This window comes from Chitinophaga sp. W2I13 (assembly GCF_050434005.1).
Lineage (GTDB): Bacteria > Bacteroidota > Bacteroidia > Chitinophagales > Chitinophagaceae > Chitinophaga.
Genome location: NZ_JBNPWD010000001.1, coordinates 3,958,878 through 3,975,562 on the forward strand (window position 1 = coordinate 3,958,878; position 16,685 = coordinate 3,975,562).

Consider the following 16,685-nt stretch of genomic DNA (forward strand, 5'->3'; position numbering starts at 1 on the left):
TAGGCTTTATATATGGAAGTCGTCATTATCCTCATCCTTATTTTATTGAACGGCCTGTTCTCGATGTCGGAGATAGCGTTGGTCTCGGCCCGGAAGATCCGATTGGAGAACCAGGCCAATAAAGGGGATGAAAAAGCAAAGGCAGCTTTAAAGCTTGCCAACAATCCGGACACCTTTCTTTCTACCGTGCAAATCGGTATTACGCTGATCGGCATCTTAACGGGTATTTATTCAGGCGAGAACATCAAAACTGATGTGATGGCCTGGCTCAATACCTTTCCGGCCATACAGCCTTACAGCAGTGTGGTGGCCACTATTCTCATTGTAGTGGTGATCACTTATTTTTCTATGGTATTGGGAGAACTGGTTCCGAAACGTATCGGGCTGGCCAAACCGGAAGCGATCGCCAAGTTTATGGCGAAGCCCATGCAGGTGCTTTCCTGGCTTACTTTTCCTTTTATCTGGTTATTAACCGCTTCTTCTGCGGCACTGATAAAATTGTTAAATCTCAAATCCGGTGAACCCCATGTTACGGAAGAAGAGATCAAAGCCATTATTAATGAGGGTACCAGTTCCGGCGCCATTGAAGAAACAGAACAGGAGATCATAGAAAGGGTATTCCACCTGGGCGACCGTAATATCACGTCGCTCATGACTTACCGTAATGATATTACCTGGCTGGATATCAATGATGAACCGGCCACCTACCGGCAAACGATCCTCGACAGCCTGCATTCGGTATATCCCGTGTGTGACGGGCAGATAGACAGTATTAAGGGATTAATTACCATCAAAGACCTGTATTCGGTAGCGGGCCAGTCGACCCCGCTTACAGAAATTATCCGTAAGCCGTTGTTTGTGCCGGAAAATAATACCGCTTACCAGGTGTTGGAGAAATTTAAGGAAACGCACCTGCACGCCGCTTTTATTGTAGATGAATATGGTACCTTCCTGGGAATGATTACATTGAATGATATCCTGGAAGCCATAGTGGGCGATATGCCGGAAACAGCTGAAAGCGACGACTATGAAATGGTGCTCCGGGAAGATGGGACCTGGCTGGTAGATGCCCAGATCCCGTTTTATGATTTCCTGGAAGAATTTGATAAAGAAGACTGGATGACCGAATTTGAGCAGGATTTTGATACGCTGGCAGGGTTTATCCTGCATCACCTGGAACACATTCCTCAAACGGGAGAGAAGTTCTCCTGGAGAGATTTTACCTTTGAAATAGTGGACATGGATGCGCATCGTATCGACAAAGTACTGGTTACACCGCCAACAACAAACGAAGAAGAATAAGCTTGCTCCCTTCCCTGATAAGTAAAAACCGCATGCGTAATTACCCGTAATTCGTTGAATGGGATTGTTATTTATTTGGATAAATCTAGCTTTATGCTAATTTTGAGCACTTTTTTACATATACAAATAATTTAATTTAAGATAAAATGGTTGCAATAGGAAGTAAGGCACTGTCTCTGGAAGAAGTGTACAGGGTCCTTTTGGGCGGGGAAGAGCTGACATTGGAAGCAGCGGCTTTGCAGCAGGTGGAAGCTAGTTTTTTATTCCTCGAGAAATTTTCGGCAAAGAAACTGATCTACGGTATCAACACTGGTTTTGGTCCGATGGCCCAATACCGCATCAGTGATGAAGATACTTTCCAGTTGCAGTATAACCTGATCCGCAGCCATAGCTCCGGCGCCGGCAACTGCATGTCGCCGTTGCATACCAAAGCCCTGATGATCGCCCGTTTGAGCAGCTTTATGCAGGCGCATTCCGGTATTCACCCGGAAGTGGTACATCTTTTAAAAGACCTGATCAACAAAAACGTATATCCTTGTGTGTTTGAGCATGGAGGCGTAGGTGCCAGCGGCGACCTGGTACAGCTGGCCCACCTGGCGCTGGTACTGATCGGGGAAGGAGAGGTTTGGTATGAAGATAAATATCAGCCTACGGCAGATGTTTTTGCTAAACTGAACCTGAAACCTATAGGCATCCATGTGAGGGAGGGACTGGCCATTATAAATGGCACTTCCGCCATGACGGGTATCGGGCTGGTAAACCTCATTGAAGCGAAGAAGCTGCTGGGATGGTCGGTGGTATTATCTGCCATGATCAATGAAATAGTAGAAGCATTCGACGATCACCTGTCGGCCGAACTGAATGCCGTGAAAAAGCATGAAGGCCAGCAGCAGATTGCCGCAAAAATGCGGGAGATCCTTACTGGCAGCAAAATGGTGCGCCATCGCCCTGATCATCTCTATAAAGAACTGGAAGAAGAAATTTTTAAAGATAAAGTACAGGAATATTATTCCCTGCGCTGCGTACCGCAGATACTGGGGCCTGTTTACGATACCCTTGCACAGGCAGAGAAGCTGGTGGTACAGGAGCTGAATTCCGTGAGTGATAATCCTGTAGTGGATCATCACCTGGAAAACGTTTTCCACGGCGGAAATTTCCACGGCGATTATGTCTCCCTGGAAATGGATAAAATCAAGATAGCCATCACCAAATTGTCGATGCTGGCAGAAAGACAACTCAACTACCTGCTGAATGATAAGCTGAATCACAAGTTTCCGCCGTTTATGAACCTCGGTAAACTTGGCTTTAATTTTGGAATGCAGGGAGTGCAATTTACGGCAACCTCCACCGTGGCGGAAAACCAGACATTGTCGTTCCCGATGTACGTACACAGTATTCCGAACAACAACGATAACCAGGATATTGTGAGTATGGGAACCAATGCGGCTGTTATGACCAGCAAGGTAATAGAAAATACTTTCCAGGTATTGGCTATACAGGTAATGACAGTGTTACAGGCGGTGGATTATCTGAATTGCCAGGACCGTTTGGCGGGATTTTCACACAAAGTATACCAGGAAGTGAGAGCAATTTTCCCTAAATTTATTGAGGACAGCCCGCGCTATAAAGATCTTCAGCAAATTAAAGCTTACCTGGTAAAGAATATGCCGATCCAGTTCTGATCAGATAATTGTGGTTAGCCGTCATTCGTCATTCGTAATTTGTAATTCATGAAATGTGCATTAGTAACAGGAGGGTCAAGGGGAATAGGAAGGGCAGTATGTATTAAGATGGCCGAAGCAGGTTATCATGTGCTGATCAACTACAAGGGAAATGAGGCAGCAGCACTGGAAACGCTGGAAGCAGTGAAGGCAAAAGGCAGTACCGGTGAACTGATACCATTTAACGTAGGCGATGCCGCCGAAGTGCAACAGGTATTGGGAGGCTGGGTGGAAAATAATAAAGATCAACAGATAGAAGTGCTGGTGAATAATGCAGGTATCCGGGAAGATTCCCTGATGTTCTGGATGAATGAGGCGCAATGGAGTAATGTACTCAATATCAGTTTGAATGGATTTTTTAACGTAACCAAGCAGGTGCTGAATGGCATGTTGCTGAAACGTTACGGACGTATCATCAATATGGTATCGCTGTCCGGTATTAAAGGTTTACCCGGACAAACCAATTATTCTGCCGCCAAAGCAGGGGTAATAGGCGCTACAAAGGCGCTGGCACAGGAAGTAGCCAAAAGAGGGGTAACGGTGAACGCCGTTGCGCCGGGTTTTATTAAAACAGATATGACGGCTGAACTGAATGAAAAGGAGCTGGCAGCGCAGGTTCCCATGAACCGTTTTGGCACAGCCGAAGAGGTGGCAGATGCAGTGGCCTTCCTGGCTTCCAGGTCGGCAGGTTATATTACCGGAGAAATTTTGAACATCAATGGGGGGCTGCACACTTAATAACGTCAATATTACTGGGCTATAGGCTAACCGCTAAAAGCTAAGAGCTATGAACAGAGTAGTGATCACTGGGATGGGAATTTATTCCTGCATCGGAAAGGACATGCAGGAAGTGAAAGATTCATTGTATCAGGGCAAATCCGGTATTGTACTGGATCCTGAAAGAAAGACATTTGGTTACCGTTCCGGTTTAACCGGGTATATAGAAAGACCTGAACTCAAAGGATTGCTGGATCGCCGGGCCAGGCTTATGATGCCTGAACAGGCGGAATTTGCCTATATGGCCACCCGGGAAGCCCTTGCACAGGCAGGCATGACACCTGAATATATCGACTCCACACCTATAGGACTTTTATATGGTAACGACAGCTCCGCAAAACCGGTGGTAGAAGCCAATGACATAATGCGGGCTAAAAAAGATACGATGCTGGTGGGTTCAGGATCTGTTTTCCAGACCATGAACTCCACGGTAAATATGAACCTGGCTACTATTTTTAAGCTCAGGGGCGTGAATTTCACTGTAAGTGCAGCTTGCGCGAGTGGTTCACATGCCATCGGGCTTGGGTATATGTTTATCCGCAACGGTATGCAGGACGCTGTGATCTGCGGCGGGGCACAGGAAGTGAATGTGTATGCCATGGGTAATTTTGATGCCATTGCCGCTTTTTCGGTGAGGGAAAGCGATCCTACCAGGGCTTCCCGGCCATTTGACCGCGACCGGGATGGACTGGTACCCAGTGGTGGTGCTGCCACCGTGATCCTGGAAAGCCTTGAATCTGCGCAGCGCAGGGGCGCCACTATTTTAGGTGAAGTGCTGGGATATGGTTTTTCCTCCAATGGCGCGCATATTTCCAATCCTACTGTAGACGGACCTGTAAGATCCCTGCAGATAGCCCTGCAGGATGCAGGGTTACAGCCGGGAGATATAGAATATATCAACGCGCACGCTACATCTACCGCCGCCGGCGATGCCAGCGAGGCCAAAGCGATTCATGAAGTATTTGGCGGTTCGCGCCCGTACGTAAGCTCTACGAAATCCATGACCGGCCATGAATGCTGGATGGCGGGCGCCAGTGAAATTGTGTATTCCATGCTGATGATGCAGCACGGCTTTATTGCCCCCAATATCAACCTGGATAACCCCGATGAGGATGCCGCGAGGCTAAATATTGTAACCAGTACAATTAATAAAAATTTTAATATATTTTTGTCGAATTCTTTTGGCTTTGGAGGAACAAATTCGTCCCTGGTAGTAAGGGGGTGGAATGGAAAATAAATATCCTTAACTTTGGGCGCTCGGAATAGGATTAGCTGACCAATGGACTACGTAAACACAATTTTTAAACCGACCTATATCTGATTTCACACTTTATGGACATTAGAGAGATAATAACTGTTACGAATAAGTTTCTGGTAGAGGAGTTTGAAGCAAACCCCGCGGCCATCACGCCGGAAGCAAACATGAAATCCACACTGGATCTGGATAGTTTGGATTATATCGATATGGTGGTAGTAATAGAAGATAACTTCGGATTTAAAGTAAATCCCGAAGAATTCCAGGCTATTGTTACTTTCCAGGATTTCTACAATTATGTAGCCACTCGTGTACAACAAAAAGAACTGGTATAATGCCCTCCTGGCAAGGAAAATCTAAAGGGAGTAAGTTCGGATATAGTTGTTTTGTTTTCCTGTTGAAGCATGGAGGGGTGGTGCCTGCGTATATGTTGCTGAGATTTGTAGCCTTCTATTTTTTTGCATTTTCCTGGAGTTCCTCAAAACCTGTCTATCATTATCTCCGTAAAAAAATTGGTTATAGCAGGGCGCGCGCATTGCTCAGTTTATACCGGAATTATTACGTATTTGGTCAAACACTGATCGATAAGGTGGTGGTAATGGCAGATATGTCCAATAAATTCACCTTTGAGTTTGAGGGAGAACATCATTTACGTGAAATGATTGCCGGTGGCAAAGGCGGTATCCTGTTGAGCGCACATGTGGGTAACTGGGAAGTGGCAGGTCATTTGTTTAAGCGCCTGCAAACCCGTATTAATATCGTGATGTTCGATGGCGAACACCAGCGGATCAAAGATTACCTGTCTGGTATTACGGGCGACCGGAATATGAATGTTATCGTGATCAAAGACGACCTGTCGCACATTTATGCTATCAATGAAGCATTGAGTAATAAAGAACTGGTGTGTATGCATGCCGACAGGTTTCTGCCCGGTAATAAAACTGTAACAGTCCCTTTTTTAGGACAGGACGCCCGTTTCCCGCTGGGTCCTTTCCTGTTAGCCGCCACCTTCCGGGTGCCGGTTTCCGTGGTATTCGCCTTTAAGGAATCGTCTGCCCACTATCATTTTTTTGCGACCGAGCCCCGTCAGTACCACGGCCGGCGTAACCAGGGAGTAGAAACCGCCCTGCAGGATTTTGTGCATCATGTGGAAGAAAAAGTATACCGTTACCCGGTGCAATGGTTCAATTATTACGATTTTTGGGAATAATGCGTGTTTTTACTGTTCATAATTTCGTATAATTCTATTTATTTCGTGTTTCATATTTAATAATAACTTGTGCAGATGTTTATTCATTCAGACGATATCACCGCCTATATTCCCCAGCGTACCCCCATTGTAATGATCAGTGGTATTCTGGCAGTAGATGGCCCCATCACCCGCACCGGTCTTCATATCGCACCTGATAATATTTTTGTGGAGAATGGAGTGCTTACGGCGCCCGGCCTGATGGAGAATATTGCACAAACCGCCGCTGCCCGCATCGGCTATATCGCCAAACAACAAAATACACCCGTTCCCCTGGGATTTATTGGCGCGGTGAAAGACCTGGAAATACTGGAGCTGCCGCCGGCAGGACAAATGATAGAAACGACCACCGAAATCGGCGGTGAAGTGTTTAACGCCACTATGGTAACCGGCAAAGTAATGTTTGACGGCCGCCTGATGGCACAATGTGAAATGAAAATATTCATCAATCCCCAAATTTAATCACACATGAACTGCAGAAAATTAATTGCACTTCCGTTGCTGATGTTGAGCATGATGGCTATGACAGCAAATGCTCAGACACTGAAGAACTTCCTGGACAACAAAGATTCGAGCTTTACCTGGCTGGGCGTGGATTTTACACAGGCTAAACTGATAGGTGACGCCGCTGCCAAAACAGATGCGATCGTAGACCACGAGTTTACTGCCCTGAACCAGGTAATTGTGAACGAACAAAAGAAGTACGATGTACCAGGCGCATTTCACCGCGATAAATACAATACCAGTATTGGTTTGGTGAACAAACGCAATGAAGCCATCAATAAAGATGCGCTGAAATCCGACGAATCTTCCGACTTTGAACGTCTTAAACCGGAAGACATCACCAAAGTGGTGAAATCGTATGATTTTTCCGGAAAACACGGAATTGGCGTAATGCTGGTAATGGAAGGTATGAGCAAAACCAGCAAAAGTGCGTCTATGTGGCTGGCCATAGTAGATATGGACCGGAAAAATGTACTGCTCACAGAACGTTATGTGGGTAAAGGCCAGAAATGGAGCTTCGCATGGCGCAACTACTGGCTGGCTACCATTAAAAGCGCGTTGGAAGAGATCAATGATGATTACAGCAAACTGAAAACCAAATATGCTGACGCCAAAGATCCGGAGGAACCAAAACCGGTAGTGCAGGCGCCAGCAGCAAAGAAGGAAACTAAAGCTGCCGGTACAACACCCGCAACAAAGAAACCAAAGAAGAAAGGATAAATTATGATACTCACTGAATGCACCAACATACTGATAAGATTTAATGAAGCAGATCCGCTGGGAATAGTATGGCACGGGCATTATGTGCGGTATTTTGAAGATGGCAGGGAAGCTTTCGGAGAAAAATATGGGCTCAGATACCTGGATATTTTTGAAGAAGGATTCACCGTGCCGGTAGTAAATGTACAATGTGATTACAAACGCTCTTTGCGCTACGGCGACAGGGTAATAGTAGAAACAAGGTATGTGGACGACCTGGCAGCAAAAATAAAATTTGAATACATCCTTACCAATCCCGCCACAGGGGAAATAGTAGCAAAGGGTTCTTCCGTACAGGTATTCCTGGACAAGGAAACTTCTTCCCTGCAATTGATTGCTCCTCCTTTTTTCAGTGAATGGAAAAAGAAGCACGGACTGGTATAACCAAAGGGTACTATGCAACAGGTGTATGTAGTAGCAGATAATATTGTGGGGCCTCTTGGCAGTACTACCCGGGAAAATTTTGACCAGGTGTTATCTGGCAACAGTGGCATAGCGCAGCACAACAATGCTGCCTATGCCGCTGCTCCGTTTTATGGCGCCATCACAACGCCTGCGCTACTGGATGCCTTTACGGCAAACACTAACGTAAAAGGATATACGCGGTTTGAGCGGCTGCTGGTTGCCTCCATACAATCGGCCCTGCAGCAAACTGCTGTTACGCTTACGGATACACGTACCGGCTTCATTGTTTCCACTACAAAAGGAAATATTGAATTACTGGAGCAGCAACCCGAAGGCGCCGTACCGCCGCTGGCCAACATGCAGCTGTACACCACCGCAAAGAAGCTGGCGGCCCATTTTAACGCCGCTAATGAACCGCTGGTGATTAGCAGTGCCTGTATTTCCGGACTGGTAGCCATTTTAACCGGCAAACGGCTCATTGAATCGGGACGTTATGACCATATAGTGGTGGCCGGCGCAGATGTGCTCACCCGCTTTGTGTTATCGGGGTTTCAGTCGTTCCAGGCGGTAAGCGCCGTTCCCTGTAAACCATTCGATGCCAACAGAACAGGTGTTACACTCGGAGAAGGCGCGGCCACCGTGATCCTCAGCAGGGAGAAAGGGAATGCGCTCTTTTCATTGGGTGCAGGCGCTATCAGCAACGACGCCAATCATATTTCCGGTCCTTCCCGTACCGGCGAAGAACTGGCGGCAGTAATGCAGCTCGCGGTAAATGGCAGCGGACTAACCGCTGCCGACATCGGTTTTGTATCGGCGCATGGCACTGCCACGCTGTACAACGATGAAATGGAGGCGAAGGCGCTGCACCACGCAGGCCTGGCAGCAGTACCAGTGAACAGCCTGAAGGGCTACTACGGTCATACGCTGGGCGCCGCCGGGCTCATTGAAGCAATCATCAGCATGCAGGCCATGAAAGCCGGTGTGGTATTGCCGACAAAAGGATTTGAAATACCCGGTGTAAGTATGCCGGTGAATGTTCATAATACCCCGCTGCAAAAAACATCCCGCCACTTCCTGAAAACAGTATCAGGTTTCGGTGGATGCAATGCAGCGATGGTTTTTAATCTTAACAGCTAAACAAAGTTATTGTCGTGTTTAATAAAGAAACAAAAACAGCACTCGAAGCAAAAGAAGCGGCATTGCGTCTGGCATTTGCCCCCGTTGCTTTTCAGGCTACCCGGGCATTACGTGATATGGGCATTTTAACGGCAGTGAGCAACAGCCGCTCTGCCGGTATTACCATTGAGGAAATAATGGAGCAAACCAAAATGTCGCGTTATGCCGTAAGAGTGTTGCTGGAAGCAGGTTTAGGTATGGAGCTGGTGATCGTGAACGATAAACGGTATACCCTCACCAAAACCGGTTACTTTATTTTACATGATCAGCTTACCCGCATCAATATGGACTTTTCACAGGATATCTGCTACAAAGGCATGAATCACCTGCAGGAAAGCCTGAGAGAAGGAAAGCCCGCCGGCCTGCGCGAACTCGGTCCCTGGGATACGATTTATCCCGGCCTGTCGCTGCTGCCACCTGAAGTAGGTAAAAGCTGGTTCGACTTCGACCATTACTATTCAGACCTTGCCACTCCTCAGGCGCTGGATATTGTTTTTGAAAAGAAACCGAAACGTTTGCTCGATATCGGTGGTAACACCGGTAAGTGGGCCCTGGCCTGCACGGCCAAAGATCCGGAAGTGGAAGTAACCATCTTTGATTTGCCGGGTCAGGCAGGACTGGCACAGCAGAAAATGAAAGATGCCGGCGTGGAAAACCGCGTGCATTTTCATATTGCAAACATCCTCCACGAGGAAGTACCCTTTCCGAAGGGCTTTGATGCCATCTGGATGAGCCAGTTCCTCGATTGTTTTTCTGAAGCAGAAATTGTTTCCATCCTGAAACGTTGCCGCGAAGCGCTCAACGACGGAGGAACAGTATATATCCTGGAACCTTTCTGGAACCGCCAGCAATTTAAATCCGCCGCTTTTTGCCTGCAGCAGACTTCCCTGTACTTTACCGCTATGGCTAATGGTAACAGCCAGATGTATCACACAGATGATTTCTTCCAGTGTATTGACGATGCGGGGTTAACGATTATCGAGGAAAATGACCAGATGGGCATGAATTATACTTTGTTGAAATGTCAAAAAAAATAACCAATCCAATCGCATAAAATTTATAACTCCCAAAATCGTCACTTATGAAAACTGAGCAAGTTGATGTACTGGTAATAGGGGCAGGTCCGGCGGGAACAGTAGCGGCGTCTATTATTCATCAGGCAGGGTACAAGGTAAAAGTGGTGGAGAAGCAGAAATTCCCCCGTTTTGTAATCGGCGAAAGCCTGTTGCCACGCAGCATGGAAGCCCTGGAAGAAGCAGGATTTATTGATGCCATCAAAGCAAAAGGTTTTCAGCAGAAGTATGGGGCAAAGTTTGTAAAAGGAGATGCGCTCTGCGATTTTACTTTCGAAGAGCAATTTACGCCGGGCTGGACCTGGACCTGGCAGGTAACGCGTGCCGATTTTGACAAAACGCTTGCCGACACCGTAGAAAGTATGGGAGTGCCGGTAGCTTATGAAACAACCGTAACGGATATACGTTTTAATGGATCCGATTCCATTACAACCGTGGAAGATAAAGATGGCCAGCAATCGCAGATAGCCGCCCGTTTCATTGTAGACGGCAGTGGCTACGGGCGGGTAATTCCCAAATTATTCAACCTGGAGAAAAACTCCAACCTGCAACCCCGTAAGGCGTTGTTTGCCCATACGGTGGATGTGCGCCGTTCCATGGCCGACCAGCCAAACCGCATTACCGCGGTGGTGCATAAAAAAGGCGTATGGATCTGGATCATTCCTTTCTCTACCGGGGTTACTTCCCTGGGTTTTGTAGGAGATCCTGAGTTTTTTGAGCAGTACCCCGGCACTGATGAGGACAAATACCGCGCCCTGCTGGAGGCGGAACCCTATACCAGGGAACGTTTCCGCGATGTAGAGCTGGTATTTGAACCACGTGTTTTACAGTCGTGGTCTGCCACCACGGATAAATTTTACGGGGATGGATTTGTGCTGACAGGCAACGTGACAGAATTTCTGGACCCGATTTTCTCATCTGGTGTAACTTTGGCCTGTGTTTCTTCACAAACGGCGGCAAAACTGGTGATCCGGAAACTGAAAGGTGAGGCGGTTGACTGGGAGAAAGAGTATATGGAGCCTACTATGCAGGGCGTGAATACGTTCCGCTCTTATGTAATGGCCTGGTACGAAGGTACACTGGATACTATTTTCTTTAAAAAAGATGCTGATCCGCTGATAAAAGGACAAATTTGTTCTGTACTGGCTGGTTATGTGTGGGATATGAACAATCCCTTTGTGAAAAATCATGATACTGCCTTAAAACGTCTGGCAAGAACTATTGAATTAACAGAAAAATTAAAAAGCAGCCCTGAGATTGAATAGCGGATCGACATATATTACGGGGAGTTGCGTCATACGGCAAAACAGGGTTTATTTAAATGGCTCTTTGTTGTGGGAAGCGGATTCCGCGCTGGAATTACCTGAATTTCTGCGGGCGGGATATGACCGTTTTTCCGGTCAATATCCTAAATTCCATAAAATGGATGCCCTCAGCAAGCTGGGCTGGCTGGCAGCGGAAGTATTGCTGAAAGATACCGGCATCCATTCGTTGTCACCGGAGCAAACGGGCATGGTATTGTCCAACCGGAGCAGCAGCCTGGATACGGATTTGCGGTATTACGCTACTGTAAAGGACTTTGCCAGTCCGGCGCTGTTTGTGTATACCCTGCCGAATATCGTGATGGGAGAGATTTCTATCCGGCATGGTTTTAAAGGAGAGAATACTTTTTTTGTATCAGATATTTTTGATACGGCTTTAATGAGTACCTATCCGGCACAGCTGCTGGCAGAAACGCCTTTACAGGCTTGTATTTGCGGGTGGGTGGAAGTAATGGAACAAGCATACGAGGCAGTATTATTCCTCGTGGAAAATAAACAGCGAAACAATGCCATCCCGTTAACGGAGGCGGCTTTGTCAGCGTTGTATCAACAAAAAAACAGTTAATAACTTTAATCAAACTACAGTGGAAAAGTTGATGGCGGATCTGAAAGCGCAGATCATAGAACAATTGAACTTGCAGGAAGTAGCACCGGACAGCATTGGCAACGATCAGCCGTTGTTTACAAAGGAGGGGCTTGGGCTCGATTCTATCGATGCGCTGGAATTGATTGTATTGCTGCAACAGCACTACAATATCCGCATTGCCAATCCTGAAGAAGGACCGAAGATCTTCCACTCGGTGCGCACGATGGCGGTGTATATTACCGAAAATCAAACCGTAAAGGCATGAGTGAAAAGGTGTGGATAGCAGGTGGTGGTGTGATCTGCGGTATCGGGCTGGACGTACCTGCCTGTATACAATCATTCCGGGACATGAAGCCCGGTATGGAAGCCATGCAGCACCTGTCTTCTGTTCACCGCAGTACTTTTCCGGTAGCGGAAGTAAAGGCCGATAACGCCACCCTTGCTGATATAGCACGGATGCCGGAAAATATCAGCCGTACGGCCCTGCTGAGCATGATTGCCGCCCGTGAGGCGTGGCAATCCAGCGGTTTGGGAGATATTTCCCAATACCGGGTAGGGTTTGTTTCAGGTAATACCGTGGGTGGGATGGATAAAACCGAGGATTTTTTCGCGGAGTACCTGTCTGATCCCCGTGGTGGCCGGTTGCAAAACCTGCTTCACCACGAGTGCGGGAGCATCACAGAACTGGTGGCCGACAGCCTTGGGGTGCGTCATCATATTTCTACCATCAGCACCGCCTGTTCTTCCGGCGCCAACGCACTTATGTATGGCTCCCGGCTGATCCGCAACAACATTGTGGATGTAGTAATTGCCGGTGGTACAGATGCGCTGACCCGCTTTACCCTCAACGGGTTCAACACCCTCATGATCCTGGATCAGCAACCCTGCCGGCCTTTCGATGATACCCGTACGGGGCTTAACCTCGGCGAAGGCGCGGGTTATGTGGTACTGGTGTCCGACAGCCTGGCTGCCCGTTTGCAGCCCTGGTGCCGCTTCAGCGGCTTCGCCAACGCCAACGATGCCTTTCACCAAACGGCTTCTTCGCCGGATGGCACCGGTAATTACCTGGCCATGAAAGGTGCGCTGGATATGAGCGGATTGCAGCCACAACAAATTGGTTATATTAATTTACACGGTACTGGTACACAGAACAACGATGTATCGGAAGGAATCGCTATAAACCGGCTCTTTGCACCGTATTTCCCGGCAATGAGTTCTACCAAATCCTTTACAGGTCATACGCTGGGCGCCAGCGGCGGCATAGAAGCTGTATTTTCGGCGCTGGCAGTAAAGGAAGGAATTATTTACCCGAATGCACGTTTCGAACACCAGATGAAGGAGTTACCGTTTGCACCCGTTACCGCCTTTTCTGCAGGTCATGATCTGCAACATGTAATGTCCAACTCATTCGGTTTTGGCGGCAATTGTTCCAGCCTCGTATTTTCAAGGGCCAGTTAACAGCTATAAATTATGCAGATCTATATAAAATGGCACCGGTTGTATTTCTCCGCAGGAAACTGCACAGGGAGGCCCTTTGCTGGCGGCTCCAAGGGAATATGAGCAGGTACGCCTGGCGACAGTGGACCCGGACTACAAACAGTGGATTGATGTGAAACAGATCCGCAGGATGAGCCGCGTGGTGAAAATGGGAGTAGGGGCAGCGAATTTAAGCCTGGAAGCAGCCGGTGTTACCGCCCCGGATGCTATCATTACCGGTACTGCTTATGGCTGCCTGGACGACACCGGCGTGTTCCTCACCAAAATGGTAAACCAGCAGGAGGAAATGCTGACGCCTACTGCATTTATACAAAGCACCCACAACACCGTAGCCGGCCAGATTGCGCTGCTACTGGGTTGCAACGGATATAACAATACCTTCGTTCATCGCGGCTTTTCTTTTGAAAACGCCCTGCTGGACGCTATCATGATATTGAAAGAAGGTTCGGCACAACATATTCTCGCCGGTGGCGTGGATGAAATTACGAATCACAGTCACCAGTTGCTGTCGCGTTTCGGACTCTATAAAAAGACGCCGGTAAAAACGATGGAACTGCTGAATAGTCCTTCCAGGGGCACTATTGCCGGAGAAGGCGCCGCCTTTTTTACATTGGGTATTGCCAAACAACCCGGCGCTGTAGCCGAATTATCCGGTGTAAGCACCTTATACAAGCCGCTCTGGGAAGGAGAAGTGATCGGGCACATCATGAAATTCCTGGAAGATAATAATTGCACGCCTGCAGATATCGATCTGATCGTTACCGGCAGGAACGGGGATATTGACCAGGATGAAATTTATGAAGAAGTAGCCGATGCCTTATTTCCTGATCATGCGGAAGCCAGCTTTAAACACCTCTGCGGGGAATACCCTACAGCAGCGGCATTTGGCGTTTGGATGGCGAATGCCATTATAGCGCAGCAGGAAGTGCCGGAAGCAGCAGTGTTTTTTGGCAGGGCGCCGGAGAAGATAAAAAAAGTATTAATCTATAATCATCACCAGGGAACACATCATTCACTGGTATTACTCACTGCATGCTAAACAACAGGATTGTAAATATCATTGCTGTTATCACGCTCCTGGTACTTTTATTCCTGGATAAAGTAATGGCGTATGGTATTTCTTTCTGGTGGTATAGTTTGCCGGTGCTTATTTTTCTCCCGGTAACTGTTTACGGGGCGATGAATATTGAATCGGGTTTTTTTTTAAAGGCGTTCTGTGAGGCCAGTACTACGGAAAAGGTAGTGGCACTGACTTTTGACGATGGGCCACAGGAGGCATATACGCCGCAGATACTGGATATCCTGTATCGGGAACAGGTACCTGCTGCTTTTTTTTGTATCGGGAAAAATATCAGGGGGAATGAGTACTTACTGAAACGGATATACGAAGAGGGACATGTAATAGGCAATCATACTTATTCACATCACTTCTGGTTTGATATGAAGTTGTCTGGTAACATGCTGAAGGATATGCAGGAAATGGATGCGCTTACGGTAAATGCTACAGGCTTGCATCCACGGTTGTTCCGGCCACCTTACGGCGTAACCAATCCTAACCTGGCAAGGGCAGTAAAGGCAGGGAATTATCTGCCGGTAGGCTGGAACATACGCTCACTGGATACAGTAGCAAAAGATGAAACGGTTTTGTTGCACCGGATCATGCAGCAGCTGAAACCGGGAGCAGTTATTTTGTTGCATGATACCTGTAAAATAACCGCCGACATACTGCCTCAGCTGATCCGGGGCATCCGTGAAAAGGGATACCGCCTGGAGAGAATTGATAAAATGTTAAATGTTCGAGCATATGTGTAAATGGCTGTTATTATTAATTGGATGTGTGGTGAGCCTGCAAATGCAGGCGCAGTCCGGGTTTAAACCGGTAGCGGATATGGCGCCGCTGAAACAGCAGTTTGCAAAAGCGGCTCAGAGTACACAAAGTATTCAGTGCGATTTTGTACAGGAAAAGAACCTGAGCATGTTGTCTGATAAAATTGTGTCTAAAGGGAAATTCTGGTTTAAGAAAGATAATAAAGTAAGAATGGAATACCTCCAGCCTTCTTATTATCTGCTGGTGATTAACGGGAAAGATATCCGTATCAAAGATGCACAGAAAGAGAATAAAGTATCGGGAAAGAATAATAAGCTGTTTGAGCAGATCAATAAAATTACGGTGGATTGTGTAAGAGGAACTGTGCTGGATAACGCCGATTTTTCTACCAAAGCCGCTGAAAATGCGCAGTATTACCGCCTGGAGCTTACGCCGGTAAACAAGGTGATGAAAACATATTTTCAAACGATTGTGTTGTTGGTAGATAAACAGGACTATTCTGTATCAAAGATTACAATGGCAGAATCATCAGGTGATGATACCACCATTAGTTTTTTACATAAACAATTGAACACAAATATCCCGGATGCGGTATTTTCTGCTAAGTAGCTTGTTGGGCATCGTGTTGCTGATGGCAGGTTGCCGGTCGGTGTACAAAGGGTTGCAGCCTGTAAACGGCGATGTGACTTGTATCAGGCAGTTCAGCCCGCAGTTTACCTCCACGCTGTACAGCACACAGGTGGATATCCTGAAGCATCACCTGAGCGGACTCCTGTTTTTTAAGCAGATGCCGGATAGCAGTATCCGCGTGGTATTTGCCAATGAGATGGGATTTAAGTTCTTTGATTTTGAATTTGACAAGCAGGGAAATTTTACCAAACACTACCTGATGGCCAAAATGGACAAGAAGGCGGTGGTGAGAACCTTGCAGCAGGACTTTGCATTAGTACTGCTGCGGCCCGATCTGCGGGCGGCACATACAGCTGTGGATAACCGTTACCGTTATACAGTGGTACCTACCGAAAAAGGTAATAACTATTATATCACGGACACGGCTTGTAGTGAACTGGTACGGATAGAAAAGTCGTCGCGCCGCAAACCGGCTGTCACCGTATGGATGCAGCATTATAACAATGGTGTGCCGGATACGATCAACATCCGTCATGAGCATTTCAAATTCAATATTTCATTGCAGAAAGTAGAAAAGTAAAACGTCACCTTAATTATATAA

19 protein-coding genes are annotated in these 16,685 nt (G+C 47.2%); all 19 read left to right on the plus strand.

The annotated features are described in order from the left end of the window. Positions 1-12: 12 nt before the first annotated feature. The 19 genes from QFZ48_RS16515 (at position 13) to QFZ48_RS16605 (ending at position 16,664) form a co-directional block, all read left to right on the plus strand. Positions 13-1,302 carry a hemolysin family protein gene (locus tag QFZ48_RS16515; protein WP_370912289.1) on the plus strand — a complete coding sequence of 430 codons (1,290 nt, stop codon included), beginning with the start codon at positions 13-15 and terminating at the stop codon, positions 1,300-1,302. Positions 1,303-1,448: 146 nt separating this feature from the next. Further along, positions 1,449-2,984: an HAL/PAL/TAL family ammonia-lyase gene (locus QFZ48_RS16520; protein WP_370912290.1), complete on the plus strand. Its 1,536-nt coding sequence runs from the start codon at positions 1,449-1,451 to the stop codon at positions 2,982-2,984. Between the two features lie 48 nt (positions 2,985-3,032). Beyond that, positions 3,033-3,761 (plus strand): 3-oxoacyl-ACP reductase FabG, encoded by a 729-nt coding sequence (gene fabG / locus QFZ48_RS16525; protein ID WP_429051002.1) that lies wholly within the window; start codon positions 3,033-3,035, stop codon positions 3,759-3,761. Between the two features lie 49 nt (positions 3,762-3,810). Beyond that, positions 3,811-5,037: a beta-ketoacyl-[acyl-carrier-protein] synthase family protein gene (locus tag QFZ48_RS16530; RefSeq protein WP_429063027.1), complete on the plus strand. Its 1,227-nt coding sequence runs from the start codon at positions 3,811-3,813 to the stop codon at positions 5,035-5,037. A gap of 95 nt (positions 5,038-5,132) precedes the next feature. After that, the gene (locus QFZ48_RS16535) at positions 5,133-5,390 is read left to right on the plus strand and encodes a phosphopantetheine-binding protein (protein WP_370912293.1); all 258 of its coding nucleotides are present in this window, start codon (positions 5,133-5,135) and stop codon (positions 5,388-5,390) included. Beyond that, positions 5,390-6,265 carry a lipid A biosynthesis acyltransferase gene (locus tag QFZ48_RS16540; RefSeq protein ID WP_429050999.1) on the plus strand — a complete coding sequence of 292 codons (876 nt, stop codon included), beginning with the start codon at positions 5,390-5,392 and terminating at the stop codon, positions 6,263-6,265. Before QFZ48_RS16535 ends, QFZ48_RS16540 begins: the two co-directional genes overlap by 1 nt. 75 nt (positions 6,266-6,340) lie before the next feature. After that, positions 6,341-6,766: a 3-hydroxyacyl-ACP dehydratase gene (locus QFZ48_RS16545; protein WP_429050998.1), complete on the plus strand. Its 426-nt coding sequence runs from the start codon at positions 6,341-6,343 to the stop codon at positions 6,764-6,766. 6 nt (positions 6,767-6,772) lie between these two features. After that, a complete protein-coding gene (locus tag QFZ48_RS16550) occupies positions 6,773-7,528 on the plus strand; it encodes a hypothetical protein (RefSeq protein ID WP_429050996.1) in 756 nt (251 codons plus the stop codon). Positions 7,529-7,531: 3 nt separating this feature from the next. Then, a complete protein-coding gene (locus QFZ48_RS16555) occupies positions 7,532-7,951 on the plus strand; it encodes an acyl-CoA thioesterase (RefSeq protein WP_079470537.1) in 420 nt (139 codons plus the stop codon). Positions 7,952-7,963: 12 nt separating this feature from the next. After that, on the plus strand, positions 7,964-9,109 hold the full coding sequence (locus QFZ48_RS16560; RefSeq protein ID WP_429063028.1) for a beta-ketoacyl-[acyl-carrier-protein] synthase family protein: 1,146 nt from the start codon (positions 7,964-7,966) through the stop codon (positions 9,107-9,109). Between the two features lie 14 nt (positions 9,110-9,123). Further along, positions 9,124-10,185 (plus strand): SAM-dependent methyltransferase, encoded by a 1,062-nt coding sequence (locus QFZ48_RS16565; RefSeq protein WP_429050991.1) that lies wholly within the window; start codon positions 9,124-9,126, stop codon positions 10,183-10,185. Between the two features lie 44 nt (positions 10,186-10,229). Then, the gene (locus QFZ48_RS16570; RefSeq protein ID WP_370912300.1) at positions 10,230-11,486 is read left to right on the plus strand and encodes an NAD(P)/FAD-dependent oxidoreductase; all 1,257 of its coding nucleotides are present in this window, start codon (positions 10,230-10,232) and stop codon (positions 11,484-11,486) included. A 67-nt stretch (positions 11,487-11,553) separates the two neighbouring features. Then, positions 11,554-12,108 carry a beta-ketoacyl synthase N-terminal-like domain-containing protein gene (locus QFZ48_RS16575; protein WP_429050988.1) on the plus strand — a complete coding sequence of 185 codons (555 nt, stop codon included), beginning with the start codon at positions 11,554-11,556 and terminating at the stop codon, positions 12,106-12,108. A gap of 19 nt (positions 12,109-12,127) precedes the next feature. Then, positions 12,128-12,394, plus strand: coding sequence for a phosphopantetheine-binding protein (locus QFZ48_RS16580; RefSeq protein ID WP_079470532.1), 267 nt, complete (start codon positions 12,128-12,130; stop codon positions 12,392-12,394). Next, the gene (locus QFZ48_RS16585; RefSeq protein ID WP_429050986.1) at positions 12,391-13,587 is read left to right on the plus strand and encodes a beta-ketoacyl-[acyl-carrier-protein] synthase family protein; all 1,197 of its coding nucleotides are present in this window, start codon (positions 12,391-12,393) and stop codon (positions 13,585-13,587) included. Before QFZ48_RS16580 ends, QFZ48_RS16585 begins: the two co-directional genes overlap by 4 nt. A gap of 76 nt (positions 13,588-13,663) precedes the next feature. Continuing rightward, entirely contained in the window at positions 13,664-14,665 is a 1,002-nt protein-coding gene (locus QFZ48_RS16590; protein WP_429063029.1) for a beta-ketoacyl synthase N-terminal-like domain-containing protein, read from the plus strand. Next, positions 14,659-15,438, plus strand: coding sequence for a polysaccharide deacetylase family protein (locus tag QFZ48_RS16595; protein WP_429063030.1), 780 nt, complete (start codon positions 14,659-14,661; stop codon positions 15,436-15,438). Before QFZ48_RS16590 ends, QFZ48_RS16595 begins: the two co-directional genes overlap by 7 nt. Continuing rightward, positions 15,431-16,063: an outer membrane lipoprotein carrier protein LolA gene (locus QFZ48_RS16600; RefSeq protein WP_429050982.1), complete on the plus strand. Its 633-nt coding sequence runs from the start codon at positions 15,431-15,433 to the stop codon at positions 16,061-16,063. Before QFZ48_RS16595 ends, QFZ48_RS16600 begins: the two co-directional genes overlap by 8 nt. Next, positions 16,041-16,664, plus strand: coding sequence for a hypothetical protein (locus QFZ48_RS16605; RefSeq protein ID WP_429063031.1), 624 nt, complete (start codon positions 16,041-16,043; stop codon positions 16,662-16,664). The genes QFZ48_RS16600 and QFZ48_RS16605 overlap by 23 nt, the downstream gene beginning before the upstream one ends. Positions 16,665-16,685 lie beyond the last annotated feature (21 nt).